Origin of the sequence: Methyloversatilis sp., assembly GCF_051861465.1 — a bacterium.
Taxonomy (GTDB): domain Bacteria; phylum Pseudomonadota; class Gammaproteobacteria; order Burkholderiales; family Rhodocyclaceae; genus Methyloversatilis.
Window position 1 is genome coordinate 217,934 of sequence record NZ_JBHYCQ010000003.1, and the last position, 25,851, is coordinate 243,784.

At 67.3% G+C, this 25,851-nt stretch carries 27 protein-coding genes; 8 read left to right on the plus strand and 19 right to left on the minus strand.

Features of this window, described 5'->3' with window-relative positions; genetic code table 11:
- The first annotated feature begins 85 nt into the window (after window positions 1–85).
- Window positions 86–1,186: a class I adenylate-forming enzyme family protein gene (locus ACTIFF_RS05705; RefSeq protein WP_439535957.1), complete on the plus strand. Its 1,101-nt coding sequence runs from the start codon at window positions 86–88 to the stop codon at window positions 1,184–1,186.
- Entirely contained in the window at window positions 1,183–1,929 is a 747-nt protein-coding gene (locus ACTIFF_RS05710; protein ID WP_439535958.1) for an SDR family NAD(P)-dependent oxidoreductase, read from the plus strand. The genes ACTIFF_RS05705 and ACTIFF_RS05710 overlap by 4 nt, the downstream gene beginning before the upstream one ends.
- A 115-nt stretch (window positions 1,930–2,044) precedes the next feature.
- Here the strand turns inward: ACTIFF_RS05710 and ACTIFF_RS05715 are convergent, their stop codons facing one another.
- Entirely contained in the window at window positions 2,045–2,914 is an 870-nt protein-coding gene (locus ACTIFF_RS05715) for a DUF3293 domain-containing protein (RefSeq protein ID WP_439535959.1), read from the minus strand.
- Window positions 2,911–4,533, minus strand: a complete 1,623-nt coding sequence (locus tag ACTIFF_RS05720) for an ABC-F family ATPase (RefSeq protein WP_439535960.1) — start codon at window positions 4,531–4,533, stop codon at window positions 2,911–2,913. Before ACTIFF_RS05720 ends, ACTIFF_RS05715 begins: the two co-directional genes overlap by 4 nt.
- Window positions 4,534–4,695: 162 nt before the next feature.
- Here ACTIFF_RS05720 and gshA point away from each other — a divergent pair, with 162 nt between their 5' ends.
- The 3 genes from gshA to ACTIFF_RS05735 are packed head-to-tail and all read left to right on the plus strand — an operon-like array spanning window position 4,696 to window position 7,971.
- A complete protein-coding gene (gshA, locus tag ACTIFF_RS05725) occupies window positions 4,696–6,018 on the plus strand; it encodes a glutamate--cysteine ligase (protein ID WP_439535961.1) in 1,323 nt (440 codons plus the stop codon).
- Window positions 6,019–6,020: 2 nt separating this feature from the next.
- Entirely contained in the window at window positions 6,021–6,965 is a 945-nt protein-coding gene (gene gshB, locus ACTIFF_RS05730) for a glutathione synthase (protein ID WP_439535962.1), read from the plus strand.
- A complete protein-coding gene (locus ACTIFF_RS05735) occupies window positions 6,949–7,971 on the plus strand; it encodes an FAD:protein FMN transferase (protein WP_439535963.1) in 1,023 nt (340 codons plus the stop codon). Before gshB ends, ACTIFF_RS05735 begins: the two co-directional genes overlap by 17 nt.
- Before the next feature lie 4 nt (window positions 7,972–7,975).
- Here the strand turns inward: ACTIFF_RS05735 and ACTIFF_RS05740 are convergent, their stop codons facing one another.
- Complete coding sequence (locus tag ACTIFF_RS05740; protein ID WP_439535964.1) at window positions 7,976–9,094, minus strand: GGDEF domain-containing protein; 1,119 nt, start codon at window positions 9,092–9,094, stop codon at window positions 7,976–7,978.
- A gap of 183 nt (window positions 9,095–9,277) precedes the next feature.
- Here ACTIFF_RS05740 and ACTIFF_RS05745 point away from each other — a divergent pair, with 183 nt between their 5' ends.
- Both ACTIFF_RS05745 and ACTIFF_RS05750 read left to right on the plus strand, forming a co-directional pair.
- Window positions 9,278–9,436, plus strand: coding sequence for a DUF2256 domain-containing protein (locus ACTIFF_RS05745; RefSeq protein ID WP_439535965.1), 159 nt, complete (start codon window positions 9,278–9,280; stop codon window positions 9,434–9,436).
- Complete coding sequence (locus tag ACTIFF_RS05750; RefSeq protein ID WP_439535966.1) at window positions 9,429–10,970, plus strand: cryptochrome/photolyase family protein; 1,542 nt, start codon at window positions 9,429–9,431, stop codon at window positions 10,968–10,970. Before ACTIFF_RS05745 ends, ACTIFF_RS05750 begins: the two co-directional genes overlap by 8 nt.
- A gap of 22 nt (window positions 10,971–10,992) precedes the next feature.
- Here the strand turns inward: ACTIFF_RS05750 and ACTIFF_RS05755 are convergent, their stop codons facing one another.
- From ACTIFF_RS05755 to ACTIFF_RS05830, 16 genes are all read right to left on the minus strand, one after another.
- Window positions 10,993–11,499 (minus strand): macro domain-containing protein, encoded by a 507-nt coding sequence (locus tag ACTIFF_RS05755; protein WP_439535967.1) that lies wholly within the window; start codon window positions 11,497–11,499, stop codon window positions 10,993–10,995.
- Window positions 11,500–11,604: 105 nt separating this feature from the next.
- Entirely contained in the window at window positions 11,605–14,253 is a 2,649-nt protein-coding gene (locus ACTIFF_RS05760; protein ID WP_439535968.1) for a CHAT domain-containing protein, read from the minus strand.
- 98 nt (window positions 14,254–14,351) lie between these two features.
- The gene (locus ACTIFF_RS05765) at window positions 14,352–15,221 is read right to left on the minus strand and encodes a lysophospholipid acyltransferase family protein (RefSeq protein ID WP_439535969.1); all 870 of its coding nucleotides are present in this window, start codon (window positions 15,219–15,221) and stop codon (window positions 14,352–14,354) included.
- A 60-nt stretch (window positions 15,222–15,281) separates the two neighbouring features.
- Window positions 15,282–16,040, minus strand: a complete 759-nt coding sequence (locus tag ACTIFF_RS05770; RefSeq protein ID WP_439535970.1) for a GNAT family N-acetyltransferase — start codon at window positions 16,038–16,040, stop codon at window positions 15,282–15,284.
- A gap of 94 nt (window positions 16,041–16,134) precedes the next feature.
- A complete protein-coding gene (locus ACTIFF_RS05775) occupies window positions 16,135–17,898 on the minus strand; it encodes a SpoIIE family protein phosphatase (RefSeq protein ID WP_439535971.1) in 1,764 nt (587 codons plus the stop codon).
- A 30-nt stretch (window positions 17,899–17,928) separates the two neighbouring features.
- Window positions 17,929–18,270: an STAS domain-containing protein gene (locus ACTIFF_RS05780; RefSeq protein WP_439535972.1), complete on the minus strand. Its 342-nt coding sequence runs from the start codon at window positions 18,268–18,270 to the stop codon at window positions 17,929–17,931.
- Between the two features lie 212 nt (window positions 18,271–18,482).
- Window positions 18,483–19,115: a flavin prenyltransferase UbiX gene (locus ACTIFF_RS05785; RefSeq protein ID WP_439535973.1), complete on the minus strand. Its 633-nt coding sequence runs from the start codon at window positions 19,113–19,115 to the stop codon at window positions 18,483–18,485.
- Window positions 19,115–19,636 (minus strand): Gx transporter family protein, encoded by a 522-nt coding sequence (locus ACTIFF_RS05790; protein WP_439535974.1) that lies wholly within the window; start codon window positions 19,634–19,636, stop codon window positions 19,115–19,117. Before ACTIFF_RS05790 ends, ACTIFF_RS05785 begins: the two co-directional genes overlap by 1 nt.
- Window positions 19,636–20,010: a NusG domain II-containing protein gene (locus ACTIFF_RS05795; RefSeq protein ID WP_439535975.1), complete on the minus strand. Its 375-nt coding sequence runs from the start codon at window positions 20,008–20,010 to the stop codon at window positions 19,636–19,638. Before ACTIFF_RS05795 ends, ACTIFF_RS05790 begins: the two co-directional genes overlap by 1 nt.
- Complete coding sequence (gene rapZ, locus ACTIFF_RS05800) at window positions 20,007–20,855, minus strand: RNase adapter RapZ (RefSeq protein ID WP_439535976.1); 849 nt, start codon at window positions 20,853–20,855, stop codon at window positions 20,007–20,009. Before rapZ ends, ACTIFF_RS05795 begins: the two co-directional genes overlap by 4 nt.
- A 445-nt stretch (window positions 20,856–21,300) precedes the next feature.
- A complete protein-coding gene (locus ACTIFF_RS05805; protein ID WP_439535977.1) occupies window positions 21,301–21,495 on the minus strand; it encodes a DUF1289 domain-containing protein in 195 nt (64 codons plus the stop codon).
- Window positions 21,492–22,403: a hydroxymethylglutaryl-CoA lyase gene (locus ACTIFF_RS05810; protein WP_439535978.1), complete on the minus strand. Its 912-nt coding sequence runs from the start codon at window positions 22,401–22,403 to the stop codon at window positions 21,492–21,494. Before ACTIFF_RS05810 ends, ACTIFF_RS05805 begins: the two co-directional genes overlap by 4 nt.
- Complete coding sequence (locus ACTIFF_RS05815) at window positions 22,403–23,197, minus strand: enoyl-CoA hydratase-related protein (RefSeq protein ID WP_439535979.1); 795 nt, start codon at window positions 23,195–23,197, stop codon at window positions 22,403–22,405. Before ACTIFF_RS05815 ends, ACTIFF_RS05810 begins: the two co-directional genes overlap by 1 nt.
- Window positions 23,194–23,571, minus strand: a complete 378-nt coding sequence (locus ACTIFF_RS05820) for a hypothetical protein (protein ID WP_439535980.1) — start codon at window positions 23,569–23,571, stop codon at window positions 23,194–23,196. Before ACTIFF_RS05820 ends, ACTIFF_RS05815 begins: the two co-directional genes overlap by 4 nt.
- Window positions 23,561–24,130 (minus strand): TIGR00730 family Rossman fold protein, encoded by a 570-nt coding sequence (locus tag ACTIFF_RS05825; RefSeq protein WP_439535981.1) that lies wholly within the window; start codon window positions 24,128–24,130, stop codon window positions 23,561–23,563. The genes ACTIFF_RS05820 and ACTIFF_RS05825 overlap by 11 nt, the downstream gene beginning before the upstream one ends.
- A gap of 118 nt (window positions 24,131–24,248) precedes the next feature.
- The gene (locus tag ACTIFF_RS05830; RefSeq protein WP_439535982.1) at window positions 24,249–24,575 is read right to left on the minus strand and encodes a hypothetical protein; all 327 of its coding nucleotides are present in this window, start codon (window positions 24,573–24,575) and stop codon (window positions 24,249–24,251) included.
- A 215-nt stretch (window positions 24,576–24,790) separates the two neighbouring features.
- Between ACTIFF_RS05830 and ACTIFF_RS05835 the strand changes: the two genes are divergently transcribed.
- Window positions 24,791–25,837 (plus strand): MBL fold metallo-hydrolase, encoded by a 1,047-nt coding sequence (locus tag ACTIFF_RS05835; RefSeq protein WP_439535983.1) that lies wholly within the window; start codon window positions 24,791–24,793, stop codon window positions 25,835–25,837.
- Window positions 25,838–25,851 lie beyond the last annotated feature (14 nt).

The following is a 25,851-nucleotide window of genomic DNA, read 5'->3' on the forward strand; positions in this document are numbered from 1 at the left end:
CGCAGGGTGCCGGGTTGCGCTCGCGAGCGCACGCGTACGCGACATCGTGGCAACCATGATTGCCTGTCAGTCGATCGGTTGCGAATTGCTGCTTCTGCGCGACAGTCTTCCCGATGATTCGTCGCTGTGGGCACACTGGGACGTTGCTGTGCGGCTCGACGATGCGCTGGCCATCCGGCCTCTCCCATCCGCGCGCAAGCTGGACACCGGTTTCCATCTGGTCTTGACCACTTCCGGCACGACAGGACAGCCCAAGGCGGCCCGCCACAGCCTGGACCGCCTGCTGGGGCGCATACGGCCGCCGAAGAGCGACGCCACAAGTGTGGTCTGGCTGCTGACCTATCACCCTGCCAGCTTCGCCGGCATGCAGGTGCTGCTGACCGCGCTCGTTTCCGGGGGAACACTTGCCGCATGCACCCATGCCACGGTGCCCGACCTTGCGCGGGTGGCGCTGGATGCCTGCCCCACGCACATCAGCGGCACACCGACATTCTGGCGCGGCTTTCTGCTCGCATTGGGCGGGCGCGCGGCTGAATTGCCGCTGAAGCAGGTCACCCTCGGAGGTGAGACGGTCGATCAGACAACGCTCGACAGGATCTCTGCGGTGTATCCCACGGCAGGCATTGCGCATATCTACGCGTCCACCGAGGCGGGCGCGCTGTTCGCGGTCCGGGATGGTCAGGCCGGGTTCCCGGCGAGCTGGCTTGGCCAGGTGACTGACGGCATCGAGCTGCGGCTGAACGGTGACCTGCTTGAAGTGCGCAGTCCGCGGATGATGCAGGGCTACCTGTCCGGCGGACCGCCGTCGCCGATAGGTGAAGGCGACTGGCTCAGCACCGGCGATCTGGTCGACGTTCGCGCCGACCGGGCGCTGTTCATGGGTCGCATCGACAGCGTCATCAATGTGGGAGGCGCCAAGGTGTTCCCCGAAGAGGTCGAGGCGGTACTGCTCGAGTGCGCCGGCGTTGCCGAAGCGCGCGTCTTCGGCAAGAGCAATCCGATTACCGGTCAGCTCGTCGTGGCCGAGGTCGTTCTGAGTGATTCGTCCTTGAACGTCGACGCGACGCGTGCTGAAGTCCAGCGGCATGCGCGTTCGCGCCTGCCGGCCTTCAAGGTACCGCGCGTGCTGACCGTGAAAGACCGGATCGTCGTGTCGGCGAGCGGAAAGAAACAGAGGGTCCAATGAATCAGCAACAGAAGTGCGTCGTGATCACCGGCGGCAGCCGCGGTCTGGGGCTTGCCATCATTCATCGGCTGTTCGAGGCGGGATACGCTGTCGCGACATGCAGTCGCCACCCGACACCGGAACTGCAGGCGCTGATCGAGCAGCACGGCTCGTCCAGTCTGCTCTGGGTACCTGCGGCGATCGGTGACGAAGGCGAAGAGGCGGCCTTCTTCGCCGCGGTCATCGAGTGGGCGGGGCCGCGCAAGGTGCATGCCCTGATCAACAACGCTGCAGTGGCGCAGGACGGCATCCTGGCCACGCTGCCGAACGTCGACAGCACGCGCATCATCGAGGTCAATCTGCTCGGTTCGCTGCGCATGAGCCGGCTGGCGCTGCGCCACATGCTGGGCGCACGGTGTGGCGGACGGATCATCAACATCAGTTCCATCATCGGCTCGCGCGGATATACCGGCCTGGCGGCGTATTCGGCATCCAAGGCGGGGCTTGACGGACTCACACGCGCGCTGGCACGCGAGGTCGGACGTCGACAGATCACGGTCAATTCGGTCGCACCCGGCTATCTGGAGACCGACATGTCGGCCGGGCTGGAACAGCGCCAGCGCGCGCAGATCATCAACCGTACTCCGCTCGGCAGGCTGGGCACGGTGCACGACGTGTCTCCGCTGGTGATGTTTCTGCTGAGCGAGGAAGCCGGCTTCATCACCGGTCAGACGCTGACGGTCGACGGCGGCATCAGCTGCTGACCCTGCCCCGGCTTCCGCCGGGTCCGGAGTCGTTCGTGTTTCATTCGTACATCACGCGCTGGCTGCACACCCGGCCCAACGGCCATGTGACGCACGAATCACATGCGAACGGATCCTAGATGTTGCGGCGTACGCACCACATGATCTGTGTCGATTCGCCCGCTCCGCCACACAGCACGGCATTCTGTCCGAAGGCCGCCCCTATCCGCATGGCTTCTTCCGGGCTGAGGCCGGCGCACAGCAGCGCCGGTTCGGTCCAGCCGGCGACGCCGTCGTCCGGCCAGTTCATCGCTTCGCACACCGGCAGGCCACGCTGCACCAGCAGGGCGCGCAGCGCGCCATGCGCGACGCGGTTGGACTCCTTGTCGCAGCGCGACGACCACGGATTGGCAGCGGAAATCACGGCCCAGCGCGACTGTCCGTGCTCGGCCAGCCAGTGCTCAAGCAGCGGTTCAGGCGTGCCGATGCGCAGCGTGGCGGGCCCGCCGGGCAGGTCTGCCGCATACGCCGTGGCTTCGTAGGCCGCGATCAGCTCGGGCGGCACGGCGACCGCCGGCAATCCCAGTCGAGCCAGCAGCGTGGCGCGCCACAGCGCGGCGGGTATCCGCGGGCGGGCGGCGCTTTCGCGCTGCCTGGCGCTCCAGACCGAGCCGGGAAAATGCGCGTCGTCCGGCCAGCGGGCGATGACGTGCCAATGCAGGTGCGGCACCATGTTGCCGAGGCTGCCCAGATTGATCTTGTCCGGCTGGGCGATTTCGCGCACGGCGCGCTCGACCTGCCACACGACCTCCATCAGGTGCTGGCGGTCGGGGTCGGTCAGATCGGTCATTTCGCGCACATGCGCATTCCAGATCACGCGCAGGAAAGCGGGATGGTCGGCATCGCACGCATCGATGATGCGTAGCCGCTCGTCGCGCCACAGCCAGTGATGGCCGGGCGCATTGCCGCAGATCGGGCAATCGGGCTTGAATTCGTCGGCGCTCAATCTTCGATGCCCTGGCTGGCGAGGTATTCCTCATAGCCGCCGCGGTAATCGGTGATCTGTCCATCGGCGCGCATTTCCAGAACTCGCGTGGCCAGCGTCGACACGAAGGCGCGGTCGTGCGACACGAAGAACAGCGTGCCTTCGAAAGCGTCCAGACCGGCATTCAGCGACTCGATCGATTCCATGTCCATGTGATTGGTCGGCTCGTCGAGCAGCAGCACGTTCTTCCGCTGCAGCATCAGCCGGCCGAACATCATGCGCCCCTGTTCGCCGCCGGACAGCACGCGCACCTTTTTCTTCACGTCTTCGCCGCCGAACAGCAGCCGGCCGAGCGTCCCGCGGATCAGCGTGATCGCGTCGTCGCCCTCGTACCCGCCCTCGCGCACATAGCCGCTGATCCAGTCGGTCAGATTCAGGTCGCTGTCGAAGTCGGCCGAGTGGTCCTGCGCGAAATAGCCAAGCCGGGCCTTCTCCGCCCACTTGATCGCGCCGTGCTGCGGCGCCAGCTCGCCAGCCAGCAGCTTGAGGAAGCTGGTCTTGCCGACGCCGTTCTCGCCGATGATGGCGACGCGGTCACCGCCGTCGAAGGTGGCAGTGAAGCCTTTCAGTATCTGCGGGCCGCCGTCGTAGCCGAACACGACGTTTTCCAGTTCGACCGCCTGACGGTGCAGCTTTTCCTTCGGGTCGTACTCGAAACGTATCCAGGGATACTGGCGCGAGCTCGGCTTGAATTCCTCGATCTTGATCTTGTCGATCATCTTCAGGCGCGACGTGGCCTGCTTGGACTTGGATGCATTGGCCGAGAAGCGGCGCACGAAGCTCTGCAGGTCGGCCACGCGTTCCTTCGCCTTGGCGTTCGCTGCGGCGACCCGCTCGCGCGCCTGCGTGGACGCCTCGATGTAGTCGTCCCAGGTGCCCGGATAGACGCGGATGGTCGCGTAGTCCAGATCCGCCATGTGGGTGCACACCTGGTTCAGGAAGTGACGGTCGTGGCTGATGATGATCATCGTGCTGTTGCGTTCGTTCAGCACATGCTCGAGCCAGCGGATGGTGTTGATGTCGAGGTTGTTGGTCGGTTCGTCGAGCAGCAGCACATCCGGGTTGGCGAACAGCGCCTGGCACAGCAGCACGCGCAGCTTCCAGCCGGGTGCGACTTCGCGCATCGGTCCGGTGTGCTGTTCGGTCGGGATGCCGACACCGAGCAACAACTCGCCGGCGCGCGCCTCGGCGGTGTAGCCGTCGTATTCGGCGAACTCGCCTTCGAGTTCGGCGGCCCGCATGTAGTCCTCTTCGGTCGCGTCCGGGTTCGCGTAGAGGGCATCCTTTTCCTGCATGCAGGCCCACATTTCGGCATGACCCATCATGACCACGTCGATCACCCGTAGGTCTTCGAAGGCGAACTGGTCCTGACGCAGGAAGGCCATGCGCTCGTGCGGATCGAGCACGACGTTGCCGGCGGTCGGTTCGAGCACGCCGGCGAGGATCTTCATGAAGGTCGACTTGCCGGCGCCATTGGCGCCGATCAGCCCGTAGCGGAAGCCGCCGCCGAACTTGATGCTGACGTTGTCGAACAGCGGCTTGGCACCGAACTGCATGGTGATGTTGGAAGCGGACAGCATGGCACTCACGGAAAGTTGAACGCGCGGATGCGCAAGAGGCGGGATTGTACCGGAGCGTACCGGGCGGCCGTCCGCGTCGGCGCGGTCCGGAGGTGACAGGGGGGGCTGCGGGGGTACAATTCGCGGCCTGAATTTCAATGCGGATCGCGACCGCCCACGCCCATGGTGCCTCATCTGACCACCGCGCTCACCGGCCCGCTGCTCGCGCTGGAGCGCTGTTTCCTGGAACGCCAGACCGACATCGAACAGTGGTTCCGGTCGCAGTGGCTGGAGCACTCGCCACCCTTCTATGCCTCGGTCGATCTGCGCAACGCCGGCTTCAAGCTGGCGCCGGTCGATACCAATCTGTTTCCCGGTGGCTTCAACAACCTCAACGCCGCCTTTTTGCCGCTGTGCGTGCAGGCGACGATGACGGCCATAGAAAAACTGTGTCCGGAAGCGCGCAACCTGTTGCTGGTGCCCGAGAACCATACGCGCAACCTGTTCTATCTGCGCAATGTGGCGCGGCTCTCGCACATTCTCAAGCTGGCCGGGCTGCACGTACGCATCGGCAGCGTGCTGCCGGACATCACCGAGCCGACCACGCTGGACCTGGGAGATGGCCAGAGCCTGCTGCTCGAACCGCTGATCCGCCTGCCCGGCGGGCGTCGCATCGGCGTCGAAGGGTTCGATCCGTGCGCCATCCTGCTCAACAACGACCTGTCGGCCGGCGTGCCCGAGGTGCTGCAGAACGTGCGCGAACAGACCGTCATTCCGCCGCTGCATGCCGGCTGGACGACCCGTCGCAAGTCGCAGCACTTCGAGGCCTACAGCGAGGTTTCGCGCAGCTTTGCGTCGGTCATGGACATCGACCCCTGGCTCATCGATCCGATGTTCGATGTCTGCCACGACATCAACTTCCATGAGCGCAGCGGCGAAGAGTGTCTGGCGACACGGGTCGGCGCGCTGCTGGCGCGCATCCGCGAAAAGTACGCCCAGCACAGCATCGATCACGACCCCTTCGTCATCGTGAAGGCCGATGCCGGCACCTACGGCATGGGCATCATGACGGTGCGCGACCCGTCCGAAATCGTCGGCCTCAACCGCAAGCAGCGCAACAAGATGGCTGTCATCAAGGAAGGCATGGAAGTCAGTTCCGTGCTGATTCAGGAGGGCGTGCCCACCTTCGAGACGGTCGATGGCGGCGTTGCCGAACCGGTGGTGTACATGATCGACCGCTACGTCGTCGGGGGTTTCTACCGCGTGCATGCCGAGCGCGGTCGCGACGAAAACCTGAACGCGCCCGGCATGCACTTCAAGCCGCTGGCGTTCGAATCCTGCTGCACGATGCCCGATCCGGGCTGCGAGCCGGATGCGCCGCCGAACCGGTTCTACGCGTATGGGGTGGTGGCGCGCCTGGCGCTGCTGGCGGCCAGCATCGAGCTCGACCGCGGTGTGCCGCTCGACGGCCAGGATGAAGCCGTCGAAGCTGCACTGCGCGGCTGATCATGCAATTCGCCTTCATCGTCGATCCGCTCGACGCGCTCAAGCCGGTCAAGGATTCCAGCATCGCCATGATGCGCGAGGCGGCGCGGCGCGGCCACGGGATATGGACCGTGCAGCGCGAGGCGCTGAGCCTGTCCGGCAACGAACTGTCGGCCCGTGCGCTGCGCATCGAACTCGTGCCGGGCGACAAACCCTGGTACAGCCCGGCCGGTGTCGAGACGCGCGCGCTGTGCGACTTCGACGCGGTGCTGATGCGCCAGGACCCGCCGTTCGACTTCGAGTACATCACCGCCACCTGGATGCTCGAGCGCGCCGTGGCCGGCGGGGCGCGCGTATTCAACCATCCGCGCGCGGTGCGTGACCACTCGGAAAAGGTGTCGATCTGCGAATTTCCCGAGCTGATCACGCCGACCCTGGTCACGCGCGACGTGGCGGCGATCAATGCCTTCATCGACCTGCATCGTGACAGCATCCTGAAACCGCTCGACGGCATGGGCGGCTCGCGCATCTTCCGCGTGCGCGCCGACGACCCGAACCGCAACGTCATCATCGAAACGCTGACCGGCGACGGCCGTGACACACTGATGGCGCAGCGCTTCATCCCGGACATCGCGCAGGGCGACAAGCGCATCCTGCTGATCGACGGCGAGCCGGTGCCGTTCTGTCTCGCGCGCATCCCGAAGGCCGGCGAAACGCGCGGCAATCTGGCGGTCGGCGGGCGCGGCGTGGCGCAGCCGCTGTCCGACAGCGACTGGCGGATCGCCCGCGCGCTCGGCCCGGTGCTCGCCGCGCGCGGCCTGCTGCTGGTCGGGCTGGACGTGATCGGCGACCGGCTGACCGAAATCAATGTCACCAGTCCGACCTGTTTCGTGGAGATCACCGAACAGACCGGCTTCGATGTCGCTGCGATGTTCATCGACGCGCTCGAACGTGCGGCAACGCGCTAGCGCTTTCTTCGCGCTGCTGTGGCTGTGCGGGCTGCTTGCGGGCTGCGCGCGCGAGCCGGTCGAGCGGCAGGAATCCTTCGTGTTCGGTACCCGGGTCGAAGTCGTCGTCTACGGCGTCGACCGTGCGCAGGCGCGTGACGCGCTGGGCGAGGTACTGCGCGAGTTCGACCGCCTGCATCGTCTGCTTCACGCCTGGCAGCCGTCGGAACTGACGCGCATCAATGCGGCGATCACGGCCGGCGCGACCGCCGACATCGATGACGAAATGGCGCAGCTGCTCGCTGACGCAAAGGCCACGGCGCTGCGCGGCGAAGACCTGTTCAATCCGGCCGCCGGCGCGCTCATCGCCGCCTGGGGGTTCCATGCCGACGAATTCCTGCCGCAGCGGCCTGATGCGGCCACGCTGGCGGCGCTGATCGCGGCGCGACCGCGCATGGACGATGTCGACATCGACGCCGGGCCGGCCGGCGGCCATCGTCTGAGCAGCCGCAATGCCGCCGTGCAGTTCGACCTGGGCGGCTATGCCAAGGGTTACGCGCTCGACCGCGCGGCCACGCTGCTGCGCGCGCGCGGCGTGCGCAATGCGTTGATCAATATCGGCGGCAATGTGATGGCGCTGGGCCGCAAGGGGGATCAGCCCTGGCGCGTCGGCATCCAGCACCCGCGCAAGTCCGAGGCGCTGACCAGCGTCGAGCTGCGCGACGGCGAAGCCATCGGCACCTCGGGTGACTACCAGCGCTATTTCGAGCTGGACGGCGAGCGGCTGTGCCACCTGATCGATCCGCGCGATGGCCAGCCGGTGCGCCACACGCAGTCGCTGACCGTGCTGATTCCTGCTGTACCCGGCGCGGGTGCGCGCTCGGACGCCGACAGCAAGCCGCTGTTCATCGCCGGGCGCGATCACTGGCAGGCTTTGGCCGCACGCATGGGCGTCCGTCATGCACTGCGCGTCGATCAGGATGGCAGCGTGACCGCCACATCCGACATGCAGGCACGGCTGCGTTGAGCGCTCAGCGTACGACCCGAAGTGCGCTCTGGCCGGCTGGCATGTCATTCGCCGCCACCACCCGGTTGCGGCCATTGCCTTTGGCCTGGTAGAGCGCGGCGTCGGCTGCGGCGACCAGAGCTTCTATCGAATCCGCGTGCGCGTCGGCGCATGCGAAGCCGATGCTCACCGTCAGTTCGTCCGGCGCTTGCCACGGTCCTGTCTCGACTGCAAGGCGCAGGCGCTCGGAAATCTTCCGCGCCAGTTCGGCCGGTGTGTTGGGCAGCATGACGACGAATTCCTCTCCGCCGAAACGCGCGAGATAGTCGTCGCTGCGCAATTCCGACGCCAGCTTTCGTGCGACCTGACGCAGCATTTCGTCGCCCCGTGCGTGGCCGTAGGTGTCGTTCACCTGCTTGAAGCGGTCGATATCGATCAGTGCGACCGACAGCGGCAGGTTCAGCGTGAGAGCGACGCGGAATTCGTCGCCGAGTCGATGGTCCGCGTCGCGTCGCGTGCCGACCCCGGTCAGCGCATCGACGCGGGCCTCCACCGCAAGTTGTTCGCAGCGCTCTTCCAGTGCGTGGTGCTGCTGCATCAGGCGCGATTTCTGGCGCTGCAGCGCGAGCGATGTTTCGCGCAGTTCGCGCACGCGCAGCCGCAGATGCATCTGCGCCTCGGCCTGTCGCGCGAGTGCCTTCAGTGCGCGTTGCTGCGACGCGTCCAGCGTACGCGGCCGATGGTCGATCACACACAGCGCGCCCAGCGGCAGCTGGTCCGGCGACCACAGCACCACACCGCCATAGAAGCGGATGTGCGGTTCCCCGACCACCAGCGGGCTGTCGGCGAAGCGTTCGTCGAGCGCTGCATCCGGGACGACGAGAACACCGTCCGGTTCGGTGAAGGCATGCGCGCACATCGACACCTCGCGCGATGTTTCGCACACCTGCAGTCCGCAACGCGACTTGAACCACTGCCGTTCGGCATCCACCAGCGACACCAGTGCGATCGGCGTCCCGCAGATCTGCGCCGCGAGCATCGTCAGGTCGTCGAACGCCGGTTCCGGATCCGTATCCAGAAGGTCGAGGCGGTGCAGCGCGTGCAGACGTTTTACTTCGTTGGCGGGTAGGGGGGCCTTCTTCATCGTCACTCAGCGGGTATCGTGCATTTTTTAACGCCTTTTCAGGCTGGAGCTTGAGCAGTGATTTGTATCGGATTTCCGCAATTCGTCCGGGTGGGTGACCGCACGCGGCAAAAAATCCACTGCGTCGTGAAACCCGCCGGGGCCTAACCGGTCTTCCTCTCGTTCTGACCTTCCCGGCACGCCATGACCCTGCACTTCAAAGGCAACAAGCAGTCGCTGCCCAGCCGGCTGTGCGCCGCCTGTGGCCGCGAAATGACCTGGCGCAAGTCGTGGGCGAAGAACTGGGAACAGGTGAAGTACTGCTCCGACGCCTGCCGTCGCAAGGGGGTGCCGCATGGCTGAACTGCGCCATCTGATACTGGTTCTGGGTGATCAGCTCGACGAGGCGTCCGCCGCTTTCGAAGGTTTCGATGCTGCGCGCGATGTCGTGCTGATGATTGAGGCAGCCGGCGAATCGACTCACGTCTGGAGCCACAAGGCGCGCAGCGCGCTGTTCCTGTCGGCTATGCGGCATTTTGCGAAGACGCTGCGCGCGCGCGGCTGGACAGTGGATTACCGCGCGCTGGGTGACGATGCCGAGGCGGCGCTGGTCGATGTCCTCGCGGCGCGCCTCGCGCGGCACCTTCCGTGCAGGCTGGTGCTGGTCGAGCCCGGTGAATGGCGGCTGGAGCAGGCGATCCGCGCGCTGTGTTCCAGCAACGGAATCACGCTCGACCTGCGCGACGACCTGCACTTCATGATGTCGCGCCAGGGTTTCGCCGACTGGGCGCGCAAGTACAAGCAGCCGCGCATGGAGTTCTTCTACCGTCACATGCGCGAGCGGCACGCCGTGCTGATGGACGGCGGCGAGCCGGCAGGCGGGCGCTGGAATTTCGACGCCGACAACCGTGCCGGCTTCGGCAGGCGCGGCCCGGGCCTCGTGCCGGCACCGCTCGCCTTTCCGCCCGACGACGTCACGCGCGACGTGATCCATCTGGTCGAAGCACGCTTTGCCGACCACCCGGGCTCGACTGCACACTTCGACTGGCCGGTCACCCGCACCGACGCACTCGCCGCGCTCGCCGATTTCGTCGAGCATCGGCTCGAACTGTTCGGCCACCATCAGGACGCCATGTGGACCGGCCAGCCCTGGCTGTGGCATGCCCGCATCAGCGCGGCGATGAACCTGAAGCTGATCAGTCCGCGCGAAGTGATCGCCGCGGCGGTCGACGCCCTGCATCAGCGGCGCCTGCCGCTGCAGTCGGTCGAAGGCTTCGTGCGTCAGGTGCTGGGCTGGCGCGAATTCATCCGCGGCATGTACTGGCTCGACATGCCCGGCCTGCGCGACGCCAACCATTTCGGTCACGCGCGCGCATTGCCAGGCTGGTACTGGACCGGCGACACGCACATGCAGTGCATGCGCGCAGCCATTGGCCAGACGCTGCAATACGGCTACGCGCACCACATCCAGCGGCTCATGGTGACCGGCCAGTTTGCGCTGCTGGCGGAGATCGAACCGCAGCAGGTCGAGGACTGGTATCTGGCGGTGTATGTCGATGCGGTCGAATGGGTCGAACTGCCCAACGTCGCCGGCATGACGCTGTACGCGAATGGAGGCCGCTTCACCAGCAAGCCCTATGTGGCGAGCGGCGCCTACATCCAGCGCATGAGCAATTACTGCGACGGCTGCCGCTACAAGCCGACCGAACGCATCGGCGAGCGCGCCTGTCCGGTCACCACGCTGTACTGGCATTTCCTCGATCGTCACGAGGCGGCCTTCGCCGGCAATCCGCGCACCGCGCTGATGGTGAAGAACCTGCAGCGCATCGGCGATGCGGAGCGCGCTGCGCTCCGCATCCGTGCGGCCGGGACGCTGGACAACCTCGACCAGCTTTAGGGTCTGCAGACCCGGGCAATGGCTATTTCAGCCGTTCGTTCGCCACCACGCCCGGGTGATAGGTTTCATAGACGATGACGGGAACACCCAGTGCGCCGAGGTGCTGCTCGACCAGCGGCTTCACGTCGGCCCAGTCCATGCCGCCGACACCCGTGGCCAGTCGCGGCAACGCGATGCTGGTGACGCCGGTGGAGCCGGCGTAGCGCGCCAGCGCCTTCAGTGCGTGGCTGACCGATTCCAGCGTGGCCTTGCCGGGTCGTGCGGCCGGACCTTCACCCACCATTTTCTGGGTCAGCAGATTGAGGATGGTGCGTGTGCTGCCGTCGCTGTCCACGCCGGCCCAGGACCATACCGTGCCGGCATCCAGATGCTGGCCGCGCTGCGCATGCCGGTAGTCGCGCGCCATCGACGGCCAGCGCTCGCGCAGCGCCAGCGCGAGACCGTGGTCGAAGTGTTCCTGCGGCGCAATGCCGTGTGCAATGACCTGAGCCTGGCTCAGCAGAATGTCGCCCGTTACGTACTGAATCATCAATCTTCCCCCTGAAAGCCGCGCGCAGCATGGGTGTTGCGCGTCAGTTCCACAGTACGCGCCCGCTGCATACGGCCTTTGATCGGGGTCAACGGGGTGACGGGCTCAGCGCGCAGGGGCGGGGACGAACAGCAGAAGACCGGGCTGAAGGCGTGAGGGGTCGGGCACCGCGTCGGTGTTTGCGTCCGCAATGCGCGGCCAGAGCCGACCCTGGCCGTACATGCGGGTTGCGATGCCCCACAGCGTATCGCCGGGCTGCACGTGGTACGGCCACCCGGGCAAGCCGGCGTCGTCTTCGGTCACCGGCACGGCCAGGTATTCGCCGGCCAGCAAAAGATCGGGGTCGCCGATCATGCGCAGCCCGGGCACGAACCTGCTGGCGATGTTGTGCCGCTCGCGGATGAACGCCCATTCGCGCGCATCACCGAGCAGCCGCTTTGCGATGCCCTCCAGCGTGTCGCCGCGGCGCACGGTGTACAGCGCTTCGCCCTGGAAGGCGCCCGCGGCCGGTTCGATCTTGGATTCGACGGCGGCATCGGGCGGCTCACCCGCACTGGCGGCCACATTGCCCACCGAGCCGGACAGGTGCGCAAACAGCATGGCCAGCGCCGGGTCGGCGGCACGCTGCGAGGCGTCCCACAGCAGCGCACTCAGGCGCTGTGCGTCGGCACCGAGCCACGCCGGGTCGAGCGCCCCCGGATCGCGCCGCAGCAGTTCCTGCAGTGTGACGGCCGCGGCGACATCGTTGCCGGTTTGCAACTGCGCGATCGCCTGGGCCACTGCGCGGCGGGCGCGCTTCTCTGTTGTTTCGGGTTCGGACGCCTGTTGGGCCGCCGGTGCCGTGCCGGCGAGCTCGCCGGGAGAGGGCGCGTCTTCGGACGCGCTGAAGGTCAGCAGTACGACGCCGATGGCCAGCAGCGCCAGCATGACGAGCGCACCGTACAGCAGGGTCCGGGACGAACGTGCGGCGATCGGTGCCGTCGCCGCTGCGGGTGCAGACTCCGGCTCGGGGGCCGGCGCGGGTGGCGCGGGTGGCGCACGTCCGGGCGCGACGGTCGGCGCAGCGGGGGCTGGCGCGGCGGGCTCACGGACGGCCGCCTCCGGTTCGGCGGCGGGCAGGGCCATCGGGATGGCCGGCGGCGCAACGGCGGGGGCAGCTGGAACAACCGCGGGGGTGGCAATCGCGAACAGCCGCCCGTCCGGCGAGCGCATGTGCAGTGCCGGTGCGCCCCACTCCACCTCGTGACCGCGGGCGAACAGGAAGGCGCGTGCCGACGTGAGCGCGGCATCCACCGGCTGTCCGGCGGCGAGGTAGCGATAGAAGTGGCGCGACAGCTCGACCGCAGCCTTGTCCGGAATCGCGAACTGCATCGCGATCACCGCCGGCACGCCGCGCCGGATCAGCGTCTGCGCGATGCCGCCGAACGGGTCGACCGGCGATACCGCGCCACCCATGCAGCTGTTCAGGAACACCAGCCGCAGATTGGCCAGATGATTGCGCAACAGCACGCCCAGCCGGCGCCCGGTCAGCGGATCGGGGGCGCGGTCCGGTGTGTCGCTTTCCAGCAGCAGCAGACCGTCGCCGCCGTTGAAGTCGCCATGACCGATGAAATGCAGCACGTGCGGGCGCACCGTCAGCAGCGCTTCGTCCAGCCGCTCCAGGGTCGCGTTCTCCAGCCGCGTGATGCCGATCAGGCCGCGCTTGGTCAGCGGCGCCAGCGCCTGGTCGAGCCGCGCCAGTTCGTCGCCGATGCTCAACGGCGCCAGACCGCCCGGAGCGGCGAATGCGATCAGCACGCGCAGCGGCGGCGCAATGCTCAGCGTCGGCGTGGGTTCGTCGACATCGAGCCAGCGCACCACCGGCTTCATCCGGTCGGAGAAAAGGAAGTCGTCCTTCTCCGGGCTGTACAGGAACTCCCAGGGCAGGCGACCCAGTTCCGGCGTGTCGGTGGTGTCGATGACGAAGCGCAGGCCCTTGCCCTGCTGCGGATCGATGCCGCGCAGGCGGTGTTCGATGCCCGGTCGCAGGGTCGGTCCGAACAGGGCCTTGTACAGCAGGGTGCCGGCGTCGCGCGCCTGGGCGGCCGTGGGCAGGCCATTGTGGGCAAGTGCGCCGGGGGGGCGCCGCAGGGTGTCGCCAACCGGTGCGCCGCGCATCGCGTCCTCGATCGCCGGTGCATCGATTGCACAGTCGCCGCTGAATCCGTCGGCCGTCGTCGGGCTGTTGATGTCCACCGTGTAGCGGCCGGCCTCGGCATAGGAAAAGCGTACCTTCAGCGAGGCATAGGTGGGTGCGGCGTCGGGCATGTCGGGCGGGGGCGGGACCGCGTCCGCGGGGTCGGCCGGTGCAGGGGACGGCAGCCGCTCGATGTCGGCCACCGCCAGCACGACCTCGGCCGCCAGATTGCCTTCCGGCACCAGTACGGTGACCGAGCCGAGATAGGGCGGCAGGGCGCTGAACGGCGTCGCGTCCACCATCACCGGCAGCACGTGGCCGGCCGGGTCCGGCCAGCGGCGGCGGGCGATTTTCAGTTCGGTGCGGGTGTAGTGGCCTTCGGCAACCGCTGCGGGCGACAGCAGGAACACGAACAGGTCGCTGCTTTCGATGGCGCTGCGGATGCGGTCGTCGTAGTTCAGGCCGGCCGGCAGGTCTTCACGGTCGAAGAATACATCGTGTCCGGCGGCCTGCAGCGCGGCATTCACGCCTTCGGCACGCGCACGGATTTCCGACGCGTAGGACAGGAAGATCTTCAACGGCTGGCTCCGGCGCTGCCCGATGACCGGTCGGTCATCCGTTCTGGCAGGCGTGCCGAGTATAGACCGGGCGCCGCCCTGCGGCGCCCGGCAGGGCGTCAGTCTGCGGGTTCGGCCGGATCGTGGGCGGCTGCCGGGGCTTCGAGGCCGGACACGGTGGCGTGCGTGGTGCGGGCCAGATGCTGGCGTGTATGGCCGTGCGTGGGCAGCGACGGCAGCAATTCGACCTGTGCCACGGTGCGCGGTGCGCGCGCGAGCCGGCACACCGACTGCCAGAAGGTGGTGTCGCCAATGTAAAGGGCGGCTTCGGACAGCTCGCCGTGTGCGTCGAGATAGCGCAGGCGGACCGGCTTGACCGCGCGGCCGGCGTCGATCGCCGCCTGGAACATCGCGGCGCGAAACGGCAGCACGCTGCGTCCGTCGGTCGTCGTGCCTTCCGGAAACACCATGACGCTGCGGCCGCAGCTCAATGCGCTGACCAGCGTGTTGCGTACCTCGGCTGCGGAGTTGCGGCTGGTGCGCCGGATGAACACCGTTTCATTGCGCGCGACCAGCCAGCCCAGTACCGGCCAGCTGCGGATTTCGTCCTTGCAGACGAAGCCGAGCGGCGAAATCGCATTGATGACGAACACGTCGACCCACGAAATGTGATTGCTCACCAGCAGCTGGCCCGGACGCGGCAACGGTCCGCCGGCCTGCAGTTCGACGCCGAGCACGCGCAGCAGGCGGCGTGACCACTGCGCCTTGATCTTGCGTTGCGTGCGCGCCGACACCAGCGGATAGATCAGCGCCACGCGTGCACAGCCGTCGGCCAGATGCACGGCCAGGCGCGAAATCCGCCAGCTCATGCGCAGCCCGGCGCGCAGGCCGCGGTCGGAGGCGTTACTGACGGGCTGACGGGCGGGCGGGCTTTCGAAGGTCAAGGCGGATGCGTCGAAAAAGTCGGCTGAGATATCGATCAGTGACATGGCGCGTGTCCTCGCATTCTGCCTGATGGTTTGCCCGATGGTTCGACCAGGGTGCCCGGCTCAGGCAGCGCGCTGCACGAAGTGCCTGGCATAGCGCGCGTCCAGCCGTGACAGGGTGAGCAGCAGCGGCAGATCGGCCGTATTGAAGTCCGGGTCCCAGGCCGGTTCGCCGCACACGTCGGCACCGGCGCGCAGGTAGCCCTTGACCAGCGGCGGCACGACGCAGGCCGGATGCGGTGTCAGCCGCTCCAGCGGCAGGCGTACCTTGGGGAACACGCGGTACTCGGGAGGGGCCATGCGCTCGCTCAGGCTGTTGAAGATCGCCGCGGCGTTGTGACCGCCGTCGGCCATGCTGATGCTGGCGCAGCCGATCAGGTACTGGTAGCCGCCGTCGAGCAGGTAGCGCGCAAGGCCTGACCACAGCAGCGCGATCACCGCGGCGTTGTTGCGGTAGTCCGGGTCGATGCAGGAGCGGCCGATCTCGACGATCTGCGAGCGCAGGTGATCGAGCCGCCCGAGGTCGAATTCGGTTTCCGAGTAGTAGCCGCCGGTGCGACGTGCCGCGTCGGGCGCCAGGATGCGGTAACAGCCGACGATGCGGCCGTTGTCGTCATCGCGCACGATGAGGTGGTCGCAGTGCGGATCGAAGCGGTCGCTGTCCACGCCGTGCGTCGGCGTCTCGAGCCGCGCGCCGAGTTCCTCGGCAAAGATGCGCCAGCGCAGTTTCTGCGCCGCCAGGATTTCGGATTCGCAGTTCGCCAGCGTGACGCTGAGATTGCGCTGGGCACGCCGCTCGCGTGCGGTATTGACCTGAAGCATGCAGGCGGTCTCCGTGAAGGGTCGCCTTCACGATAGGTGCGCAGTGTTCAGGCGATGTGACGCAGCGGCGACACGACGGTTACAGCGGCAACCTTCAGGGCTGTCCGAGAAAGCGCAGCGCCAGCAGCGTGATGTCGTCGGCCTGGGCGTGTGCGCCGCAGAATGCGCGCGTGGCGTCGCGCACCGCGCCTATGGTCTGCAGCGCGCTGCCGCGCGCTGCGCCGGTGACGGCGGCGAGCAGGCGCGCTTCGCCGAACTGTTCGGCGGCTTCGTTCTCCGCCTCCGTCACGCCATCGGTGTACAGCAGCAGCAGGTCGCCGCGCGCCAGCCGGGTTTCGCCAAGCGCATAATCGATCGCCGGATCGATGCCGGCGATCGGGTTGCGCGGTACCTTGAGCAGCGAAGCCGGTTCGCCCTGTCGCGCGATGACCGGCCGCATGTGACCGGCATTGGCGAAGCGGAAGCTGCCGTTGCCGGTGTCCAGCAGGCCGATGAACAGGCTGGCGAACAGCAGACGGTCGTTGTTCAGCGCCAGCTTGCGGTTGATGCGTTCCATCACGCGTTCGAGATGGCCCTTCTGGCCCTGCTTGCGGCCGGCTTCCGAGCGCAGCGTGGTCAGCGTACGCATCATCAGCAGCGCGGCCGGCATGCCCTTGCCGCACACGTCGCCGATGGCGACGAACAGGCGCTTCTCGTCGATGAAGAAGGCATCGAAAAAATCGCCGCCGACTTCGCGCGCCTGCTGGATGCTCGCTTCGCATTCGATTTCGAAGTGCTCGGGGAACAGCGGCGAGCGCATTGGCAGCATGCCGGTCTGGATTTCCTGCGCGGTGCGCATTTCCGACTGCAGCCGGTCGAGCAGCATGGAGTTTCGTACGCGGTCGATGACCTGCTGATTGGTCTTGCGCATGCGCGCCGCCATCATGCCGAGCAGATTGCGCGCGACGCGCGGCAGTGGCAGCAGTTCGGAAAAGAACTGGTGGGCATCGATCAGCAGCAGGCGGGTACCGGGTTCGGCCACCACCCAGGCCGAGGCGGGTTCGCCGTCGATGATGGACAGCTCGCCAGCGCACTCGCCGGCCGCGATCACGCTGTAATCGCCGCCCTGTGGCGTATCGAGATGCACGCGCAGCCGACCGGTCAGCACCAGCGCCACGTGCTCGTTCGATACGCCGGGCGCCAGCACGACGTACTCGTCGGGGTAATCGCGCTGAGGGCAGTGCGCGAGCAGACCTTCGATCAGGGCGTACGGCACTTCGCGGAACAGTTCGATGCGGGAAATGAAACCGAGTGCCCGCCGCTCGCCACCGCTGCGCCGATCCGCGGCAATGCGCGCGCCATCGCCGGCGGTCAGCGGGAAGGCTGGGGCGGGGCGGCGCCGGCGTTCGATGCCGCGGCGGATCGGTGCCCGGCCCTGAGCCGGTCCGGCGCGGCCGGGTCGGGTCCATGCGAGCGTCAGCTGGTTGCGCGCGCCGACGCGCTCGTAGCTGACCTGATCGGCAAACTGGCGCACCAGATGCACGCCGAGGCCGCCCACGCTCGCCTCTTCCAGCGTGGCCGGAGCGACCGGATCGGGCAGCGCGAGCGGGTCGAATTCGCAGCCATCGTCGGCAATGACCAGCTTGACCGACTGCGGTTCGAGGATGAGATCCAGCGCCAGCGTGTGCGGCGCCTCGTCTTCGAAGGCGTAGCTGACGATGTTGGCCACCAGCTCCGACACGCACAGATCGAGCCGGAACGTGAGCTCGCTGCCCAGCTCGAAACTGTCACCCAGCGTGCGCAGCCAGGCGCTGGCGGCGGAAATCGCGCCGCTGTCGTTGATCAGCCGCAGGCTGCGGCGCGCATGGGCGCTATGCATCGGCGCCCCCTGCAGGCATGTCGAGCGGACTCAGGCGTCGAGCGCCGCGCGCGCCGTGTCGAGATCGGTGCACAAGGTGAGCAACTGATCGACACCGGCGGTCTGCAACACGCGCAGCACCATCGGTTGGGCACCGAACAGCACCAGCTTGCCACCGCGCGCGGCCTGGCCCCGGGCGCCCGCGAGCAGCGTCCGGATGCCGATCGAGGCGACGAAACTGACGTCCGACAGGTCGACGGCGATCTTCGCCTGGTGCGTGCTGGTCAGATAGGTGAAGGGCTGATCCAGCGTCTGCGCGCCTTCGATGTCGAGCCGGCCGTCCAGCCGGATCAGGGTGATGTCGCCATCCAGCGTCTGGCTGTCCATTTTCATATGCTCGCTCCCGTGGTGCCCGGTCGCCGACTGGGGGCGACCGAACGAGCCCTGCAGCTTGTTTCATTTCCATGTCAGGCGTGTGACAGCGCTTTGGGGTCTGTTCTCATTTGATTCGTCCCTCACGTGTGCAGCCATGTGGCGCACGGCTTGCGCGACCGGCCCGAGGGCAACGTGACGCACGAATCAGATGAGAACCGAACCCGGGCGCTTCACTCCGTTGGCGCATCGCCCCAACGCGGCACCAGATCGTGTGGCACGCGCAGCTGATCGAGCACGCGCGCCACGACGAAATCGACCAGGTCGTCGATGCCCCGGGGCTGATGATAGAAGCCGGGCGACGGCGGCAGGATCACCGCGCCGTTGCGCGACAGGCTCAGCATGTTCTCCAGGTGCAGCGTGGAGAAGGGTGTTTCACGCGGCACCAGGATGAGCTGCCGGCGTTCCTTCATCACCACGTCGGCGGCGCGCTCGATCAGGCTCGACGCCAGGCCGTGGGCGATCGCCGCCAGCGTGCCCATCGAGCACGGGCACACCACCATGGCGTCGGGCGGGTTCGAACCGGAGGCGGGCGGGCAGTTCCAGTCCTCGCGGCCGAACACTTCGAGCTGGCCGGGCGGGGCATTGAAACGTCCGGACAGTTCGCGTGCGGCCTGCGCAGGATTGGCTGGCAGCAGCAGATCCATCTCCTGCCGGGCCACGATCTGCGCCACTTGCGAATAGACCAGCCACACCTTGCAGCCGGCGCCGAGCAGGCATTCGATCAGGCGCAGGCCGTACGGCATGCCGGAGGCGCCGGTCAGCGCGACGAGGACGGTCGGCGGTGCAGCGGGGGACGTGCGCATCAGGTTTTCTCCTGCATCAGTCGCGCGGCGACGATGCCGTTGAGGATGCCGAACAGCAGTGCGGCGCCGAAGAACACCGGTGCCAGATTGAACAGGCCGTCATGCGGCACCAGCCACAGGCGCGCCAGCACCAGTTGCGCGCCGATGTGGGCAAACGCGGCCGCGACTGAGCGGCCGACCGGACCGAGCCAGCGCCAGGACACGGTCTGCAGCGCTCCGAGCACCGCCAGACTGGCCAGTGCGCCGGCACCGGCCAGAAAGAAGCCGGGTGCGAGAAACTGGCCGGCGAGCAGGCTGCCGGCGACCACCCGCAGCACGCTCACCCAGGCCGCGTCGCGCCAGCCGTGGCGCGCCAGCACAATCAGGATGACGATATTCGCCAAACCGGGCTTGACGCCCGGCAGCGGACTCGGAATCGCCGCCTCGACCAGTGACGCGGCGATTGCAGCCGCCGCGTAACGCGCCAGCCGGCGGTCGCGCGCACTCGGCTCGACCTGCAGCGTCGTGGCGGCTGGCAACATCAGAATGCCACCGTGTCATGTGCACCGTCCGGGCCGACCAATTGCAGCGATATGTGGCTGGGCGCGCACACCGCGACGCTGCCGTTGCGGGTCAGCCAGCCCTGGTGCACGCAGTACTGGCGCGGGCCCGGATCGGCGGCGATGCGCGCCCTGCCCGGTTCGACTTCGATCACCGTCTGGCCGCGCGCGGCGAGGGCGCCCTCCAGGGCGACGCGATGCGTGCCGGTCAGCGGCAATTCGGCCACGATGCGCCCGTCCAGCCTGACCTGTGCCAGGGCCGGTGCGCTGCGGCCCCATTGCGCGGCCGCTGTCGCCGCGGTGGCGAGCAGGCCGGCGGCGATGACCAGCCAGTCGCCTGGCCGCACTGCCTTCATTTATGCGCCGAAGCCAGCGAGCGGTGGCGCACCAGTACGCGCGCCGCGCTGCGGAAGTGTTCGGCCAGCCACTGCGCCATATACACGGAGCGATGCTGACCACCGGTGCAGCCGATGGCCACGGTGAGATAGCTCCGGCTGTCCTTCACATAGCAGGGCAGCCAGTCGCGCACGAAGCGTGCGATGTCGTCGCGCATGCGGATCACCTCTGCGTGACCTTCCAGGAAATCGATCACCGGCTTGTCCTGTCCGCTCTGCGGTCGCAGCACGACGTCGTAATACGGATTGGGCAGGCAGCGCACGTCGAACACCAGATCGGCGTCGAGGGGGATGCCGTGCTTGAAGCCGAACGACTCGAACATCAGCGTCAGCCCGGTCGCTTCGTCGACTTCGACCACGTCGCGCACCCACTTGCGCAATACCGACGCCTGCAGGTCACTGGTGTCGATGCGATGACCCAGTTCGACGATCGGCGCCAGCAACTCGCGTTCGCGCCGGATCGCCTCGCCGAGCGAGGTCTGGTCGTCGCCCAGCGGATGGCGGCGGCGTGTTTCGGAAAAGCGCGCGATCAGTGTGGCGTCGCGCGCGTCGAGAAACAGCGTCTGCAACTGGGTGCCGTTGCGCAGCACCCCCATCATTGGCGGCAACGCTTCCATGCTCTTGCCGGAACGCACGTCCACCGCGATGGCGACCCGGCTGTAGCCGGCCTCGCGCAAATGTCCGACCAGTTGAGGCAGCAGCGGCGCCGGCAGGTTGTCGACGCAAAAGAAACCGCCATCTTCCAGCACATTGAGCGCCACGCTCTTGCCGGAACCGGACATGCCGCTGATCAGTACGAGGCGCATGGCGCCGCGCCGCAATTCATTCACCTTGATTCACCCTGCAAATGGATGTTCATGCATGCAACATGCTTGACTCTGACCGGCCGCAATCTACGCTTGAAGCTCGGGCCTGCGCCGGACCCCTTGTTCGACCGTCCGCCACAGGCCGTCCATGATGATCCAGACGGGGGCGTCACAGGCGATTTTCTGCAAGGTCTGACATGTCGCCACACCGTGTCCGGATTTCCGCCCGCTGCACGTCCACATCGAAGGAGCCCGGCATGCGATATCTCAGACTTCAGCGCAGTCAGGCCAACAGGCGGCGTTCCGAGCGGGATGCTGATCGTTCGGGGCCGCGCACCGAACCGGTGCAGAGTGATCCGCTGGCCCGCGAGTATCCCGCACCCGCCGAGCCGGCACCGGCAGCGCCGGCTGTCAGCCCGCGCAAACTGAAGTCGGGTTGAATCGCTCACGAGCCATCCGTCGGCATGATCCGCAGGTGCCCGGCCGCTTCGCGCCGACCGATGTTGGCCAGGATCTGCAGGCGATGGCTGTCCGTTGTCGAGCCCCAGCAGGCGATTTCATCGCGCGAGCGCAGGCAGCCCAGGCAGAGCGCCGTGGCGGGATCAAGCTGGCAAACGCCGGTACAGGGTGAAGCAATCATTTGGGTCGTCTTGAGTTGAAAGCACGGGCCACGCGCGACGCGACCGGACGGTCGAGTTGCGCGCTGATCCAGTACGCCACATCCACCAGTTTCTGCAGATCGATGCCGGTGTGCACGCCGGCATCATCGAACAGGTAGACAAGGTCTTCGGTCGCAACGTTTCCGGTCGCGCCCGGCGCGAACGGGCAGCCGCCCAATCCGCCGACCGAGGCGTCGAACACGGTCACGCCCGCCAGGGCGGCTGCGTAGACATTCGCCCCCGCCATGCCCCAGGTGTCGTGGAAGTGACCGGCGAGCCGCGGCGGCGGCACGCGTCGCGCCACGCGGTCGATCAGCGCGCGCACCCGGAACGGACTGCCGACGCCGGTCGTGTCACCGAGGCTCACTTCGTGACAGCCCATGGCAATCAGTTCGGCCGACAGCGTGGCAACGGTTTCATCGTGGATGGCGCCTTCGTAGGGGCAACCCAGGACGCACGACAGGTAGCCGCGCACCCGCAGACCTGCATCGTGCGCACGTACCGCCACGCGCGCCAGGCGGTCCATCGATTCGGTGATGCTGCAGCCGGTATTGCGTTGCGAGAAGGTTTCCGACACGGCGGCAAAGATCGCGATGTCGGTGCAGCCAGCCTCCAGCGCGGCATCGAGGCCGGTTTCGTTGGGTACCAGGCAGGGGTAGCTGACACCCGGCCGACGATGGAGCTGCTGCATCAGTTCGCCGCTACCGGCCATATTGGGCACGCGGCGCGGTGATACGAAGGCACCGGCTTCAATGTCGCGCAGACCGGCGTCCGACAGTCGACCGATCAGTGCGAGCCGACGCTCGACATCCAGCGCGACCGCTTCGTTCTGCAGGCCGTCGCGCGGACCGACCTCGACGATGCGCACGGCAGCGGGCAGCGCCGCCATCACGAACTGCCAGCCGGCACCCAGCCGGGATGACGCCGCCCGAACAGCGCGTCCAGACCTTCCTGCGCCTCTGCACCGGCATCGAGCCGGTGCTCGATGTCCACCGCCTGATCGAGCGTCTTTTCGTCCACCCGCGGCCGGCCGAGCGCACGCACCAGGGACTTGACCTGCTGCTGCGCACGCGGTCCGCCGAGCAGCAGCGCATCGACCACTTCGCCGATCGCATCGTCAAGCTGTTCAGCCGACGCGGACAGCTCCGACAGCAGGCCGATGCGGTAGGCCTCAGATGCCGAAAAGCGCTCGCCGGTCAGGAAGTAACGGCGCGCGCGCTGCGGTCCGATGGCGGCGATCACGTACGGCGCGATGACGGCCGGTACGCGACCGAGATGGACGCTGTCGAACGAAAACTCGGCGTCAAAACTGGCGATGGCGACGTCGCACGCGGCGATCAGGCCGGCGCCCAGCCCATAGGCCGGGCCCTGTACGCGCGCCACCACGGGTCGCGGGCATTCGGCGACGCTGCGCAGCAGTCGCGCCGCCAGCGCCGGTTCGACGGCGATCAGGCCGCTGCGGTCGAGTTCGAGCGGATCGGAACCGATGCTGAAGCTGTCGCCCAGTGCCGACAGCACGATGGTGCGTACGGCCGGCTGTGCAACCAGATCGTCGATGGCGCCGATCAGCGACTGCGCGAGCGAGGCGTCGAGCAGATTGTGCGCGTGCGGGCGATTCAGCGTCACGATGCCGATGCCGGCATCAACCTCGGTCAGCGCCAGCGCGTCGGCGTTGCGCGTCACTGCGGGTCTCCCTGTACCAGCGGGCCGCCGAGCGCGCGCAGCGGCGCGCCCAGTTCGAAGCCGGGCATCACGACCTCCTCGTCCACGGCGTACAGCTGGCAGGGCAGGCCGTGCGCCTCGCAGCGCGCCAGTGCGTCGGTCACTGCGCCTTCTCCGGCATTCCAGGCCCAGTCGCCGTTCATGTTCAGCGCAAAAGCGCGCGGACGGATACCGATGCGCAGGAAACGGCTGTAGCCGGCGCGACCGCTTTCGGTCAGCAGCGGTACCGCATGCACCAGGTCGACCGGTCGCACCTGTGCGCTCTCGGCGCTACTGGCGGCGGGCAGGCTTGCGCAGGCACAGGCGAACAGCAGGCGCGTCAGATCAGGCTTCATGCAGCGAATTCTCCCCGGAAACGACGGCGGACAGCAGACGGTCGAGCAGGCGCTGCGCGTGGTGTTCGGACGGCATGAGCTGCCGGTGCGCGGCGCTCAGAAAACCTTCGCACACCGCGTGATCGAACATCGCGAGCAGCGGGTCGAAGTAGCCCGCGGTATTCAGCAGGCCGCACGGTTTGCGATGCAATCCGAGCTGCGCCCAGGTGAGAATTTCGCACAGTTCGTCCAGCGTGCCAAAGCCGCCGGGTGCCGCGACGAAGACGTCCGCCAGTTCCGCCATCAGTGCCTTGCGCTCGTGCATGCTGCCCACCACGTGCAGCATGCTCAGATCGCCATGGGCGACTTCGCGATCGAGCAGGTGACGCGGAATGACGCCGATCACCTCTCCGCCGGCCGCCAGTGCCGCGTCCGCGAGGATGCCCATCAGACCGATATTGCCACCACCATAGACCACGCCGTGGCCGGCGCGCGCGATGAGCGTGCCCAGTTCGGCGGCGGCGTCGCGATAGAGGAGGCGGTCACCCTCGCGGGAGCCGCAGAACACACAGACGCGCATCGGACAGTACGAAATTCGGGTTGGAGAAAGCCTGCACCGGCGAGTATGCCCCGGCCTCGGCCGCCCTGCGCGGGGCGAGCCTTGCGGCGCGCAAAGTTTTCCGGCGCCGGATCGGACCTCAGTCGAGAAACTTCGCCCGGGCGATACGCCACTCCTGCGGCCCGTCGAGCGTGCGCGAGCAGCCCAGCGGGACCGGCTCGGCGCCCGGCTTCATTTCCGTCTTCGAGCGGTCGCCGGTGCCCACATTCATGTGAAAGCGGTCGAGCCACACCATGACGGTGCGCGTCGGATGGCTGTTCGCCACCAGCAGCTGCACCGAGTTGCGCGACACGCAGTGGCCGGCGAAATCCTGGCTGAAGGTGACGAACTTCGTCGGGTCTTCGTCCTCGGCCCACGCCATCGGGCCGCACAGCGCGAGCAGCAGCGCACACATCGTTTTCCGCATTGTTTCCTCCGGATACTCGGGTCATCGGACGACCCGCAGATCTCTGATGCCGACCAGCCGCCGGTGTTCCGCGCCTTGGCCCGCAGTTTAATGACAACAGACCCTGGCAAGCCTACCGTCGCGTTCCGGGAGCAGTTCGATATTGCACTGCACAATGCACGATCGTTTCGGGTTACCATTCAAGGAATTCAACGCCTTGGACTGCGCTGCCCATCGTGTCTGCTCTCGAACCTCATCCCGCGATCGCTCCTCCGCCCGGCTGCATGGTGCAGGTGTCGCGCGGCGTCCACTGGTTGCGCATGCCGGTCGCTTTCGCACCCGGCCATGTGAATCTGTGGGCGATCGAGGACGAGGCGGGGGACGGCGTCGACAACGGACCATGCTGGACCCTGGTGGACGCAGGTTTTCCCGACGACGCGACGCGCGCCAACTGGACGGCCGCCCTGAACGGCGACCTCGCCGGTCGCCCGGTGCGGCGCATCCTGATCACGCACTGCCACCCCGACCATTTCGGTCTGGGCGAGTGGCTCGCGAAGCAGACGGGTGCACGCATCTGGATGTCGCTCGGCGAATACATGACGGCGCAGGCCTGGTTCGGCACCGTACCGGCGTCGGACCGGGGTCTGATGGCGGATTTTTTCGTCCTGCACGGTCTGGGTGCCGGACACACCGATGCCATGCGCCGTGAAAGCGGGCGTTACCGGCAGGTCGTCGGCGAGCTGCCGGTGGCGATGCGGCGCATCCTGCCCGGCGAAACCCTGCGCATCGGCGGTGACGACTGGACCGCCATCGCGGGCTACGGTCACTCGCCGGAGCATCTGTCCTTCCACCGCGCCAACGATCCGGTACTGATCGCCGGTGACATGCTGTTGCCGCGCATTTCGCCCAATACGCCCACGCTGGCCTACGAGCCGGAGGTGGACGCGGTCGGTCAGTACCTCGATTCGATCGAACTTTTTCGCGCGCTGCCCGACCACACCGTGGTGCTGCCGGCGCACGGCGATCCGTATGTCGGCATCGCCGCACGCGTGGATGCGCTTCAGGCGCACCATGCAGAACGCCTCGCATTGATCGTGAGCCTGTGTGCCGAGCCGCAAACCGCGGCGGCGCTGCTGCCATCGCTGTTCAAGCGCGAACTCGACAGTTTCCAGACCCGCTTTGCCATGGGAGAGGTGATTGCCCACCTCAACCACCTGTGGCAGACGGGTCGCCTGCGCCGCCTGCCGAAGCAGGACGGCGTGCTTCGTTACACCCAGCCATAACCAGTTTCCGGGGG

Excerpts from the sequence above, each read along its gene's own strand:
- ACTIFF_RS05710 (WP_439535958.1), top strand. The coding sequence starts at position 1,183 with ATGAATCAGCAACAGAAGTGCGTCGTGATCACCGGCGGCAGCCGCGGT.
- ACTIFF_RS05720 (WP_439535960.1), bottom strand. The coding sequence starts at position 4,533 with ATGCTGTCCGCTTCCAACATCACCATGCAGTTCGGTGCCAAGCCGCTG.
- gshA (WP_439535961.1), top strand. The coding sequence starts at position 4,696 with ATGGTGCCTCATCTGACCACCGCGCTCACCGGCCCGCTGCTCGCGCTG.
- gshB (WP_439535962.1), top strand. The coding sequence starts at position 6,021 with ATGCAATTCGCCTTCATCGTCGATCCGCTCGACGCGCTCAAGCCGGTC.
- ACTIFF_RS05740 (WP_439535964.1), bottom strand. The coding sequence starts at position 9,094 with ATGAAGAAGGCCCCCCTACCCGCCAACGAAGTAAAACGTCTGCACGCG.
- ACTIFF_RS05745 (WP_439535965.1), top strand. The coding sequence starts at position 9,278 with ATGACCCTGCACTTCAAAGGCAACAAGCAGTCGCTGCCCAGCCGGCTG.
- ACTIFF_RS05750 (WP_439535966.1), top strand. The coding sequence starts at position 9,429 with ATGGCTGAACTGCGCCATCTGATACTGGTTCTGGGTGATCAGCTCGAC.
- ACTIFF_RS05755 (WP_439535967.1), bottom strand. The coding sequence starts at position 11,499 with ATGATTCAGTACGTAACGGGCGACATTCTGCTGAGCCAGGCTCAGGTC.
- ACTIFF_RS05765 (WP_439535969.1), bottom strand. The coding sequence starts at position 15,221 with ATGTCACTGATCGATATCTCAGCCGACTTTTTCGACGCATCCGCCTTG.
- ACTIFF_RS05770 (WP_439535970.1), bottom strand. The coding sequence starts at position 16,040 with ATGCTTCAGGTCAATACCGCACGCGAGCGGCGTGCCCAGCGCAATCTC.
- ACTIFF_RS05775 (WP_439535971.1), bottom strand. The coding sequence starts at position 17,898 with ATGCATAGCGCCCATGCGCGCCGCAGCCTGCGGCTGATCAACGACAGC.
- ACTIFF_RS05780 (WP_439535972.1), bottom strand. The coding sequence starts at position 18,270 with ATGAAAATGGACAGCCAGACGCTGGATGGCGACATCACCCTGATCCGG.
- ACTIFF_RS05785 (WP_439535973.1), bottom strand. The coding sequence starts at position 19,115 with ATGCGCACGTCCCCCGCTGCACCGCCGACCGTCCTCGTCGCGCTGACC.
- ACTIFF_RS05790 (WP_439535974.1), bottom strand. The coding sequence starts at position 19,636 with ATGTTGCCAGCCGCCACGACGCTGCAGGTCGAGCCGAGTGCGCGCGAC.
- ACTIFF_RS05795 (WP_439535975.1), bottom strand. The coding sequence starts at position 20,010 with ATGAAGGCAGTGCGGCCAGGCGACTGGCTGGTCATCGCCGCCGGCCTG.
- rapZ (WP_439535976.1), bottom strand. The coding sequence starts at position 20,855 with ATGCGCCTCGTACTGATCAGCGGCATGTCCGGTTCCGGCAAGAGCGTG.
- ACTIFF_RS05805 (WP_439535977.1), bottom strand. The coding sequence starts at position 21,495 with ATGATTGCTTCACCCTGTACCGGCGTTTGCCAGCTTGATCCCGCCACG.
- ACTIFF_RS05810 (WP_439535978.1), bottom strand. The coding sequence starts at position 22,403 with ATGGCGGCGCTGCCCGCTGCCGTGCGCATCGTCGAGGTCGGTCCGCGC.
- ACTIFF_RS05820 (WP_439535980.1), bottom strand. The coding sequence starts at position 23,571 with ATGAAGCCTGATCTGACGCGCCTGCTGTTCGCCTGTGCCTGCGCAAGC.
- ACTIFF_RS05825 (WP_439535981.1), bottom strand. The coding sequence starts at position 24,130 with ATGCGCGTCTGTGTGTTCTGCGGCTCCCGCGAGGGTGACCGCCTCCTC.
- ACTIFF_RS05830 (WP_439535982.1), bottom strand. The coding sequence starts at position 24,575 with ATGCGGAAAACGATGTGTGCGCTGCTGCTCGCGCTGTGCGGCCCGATG.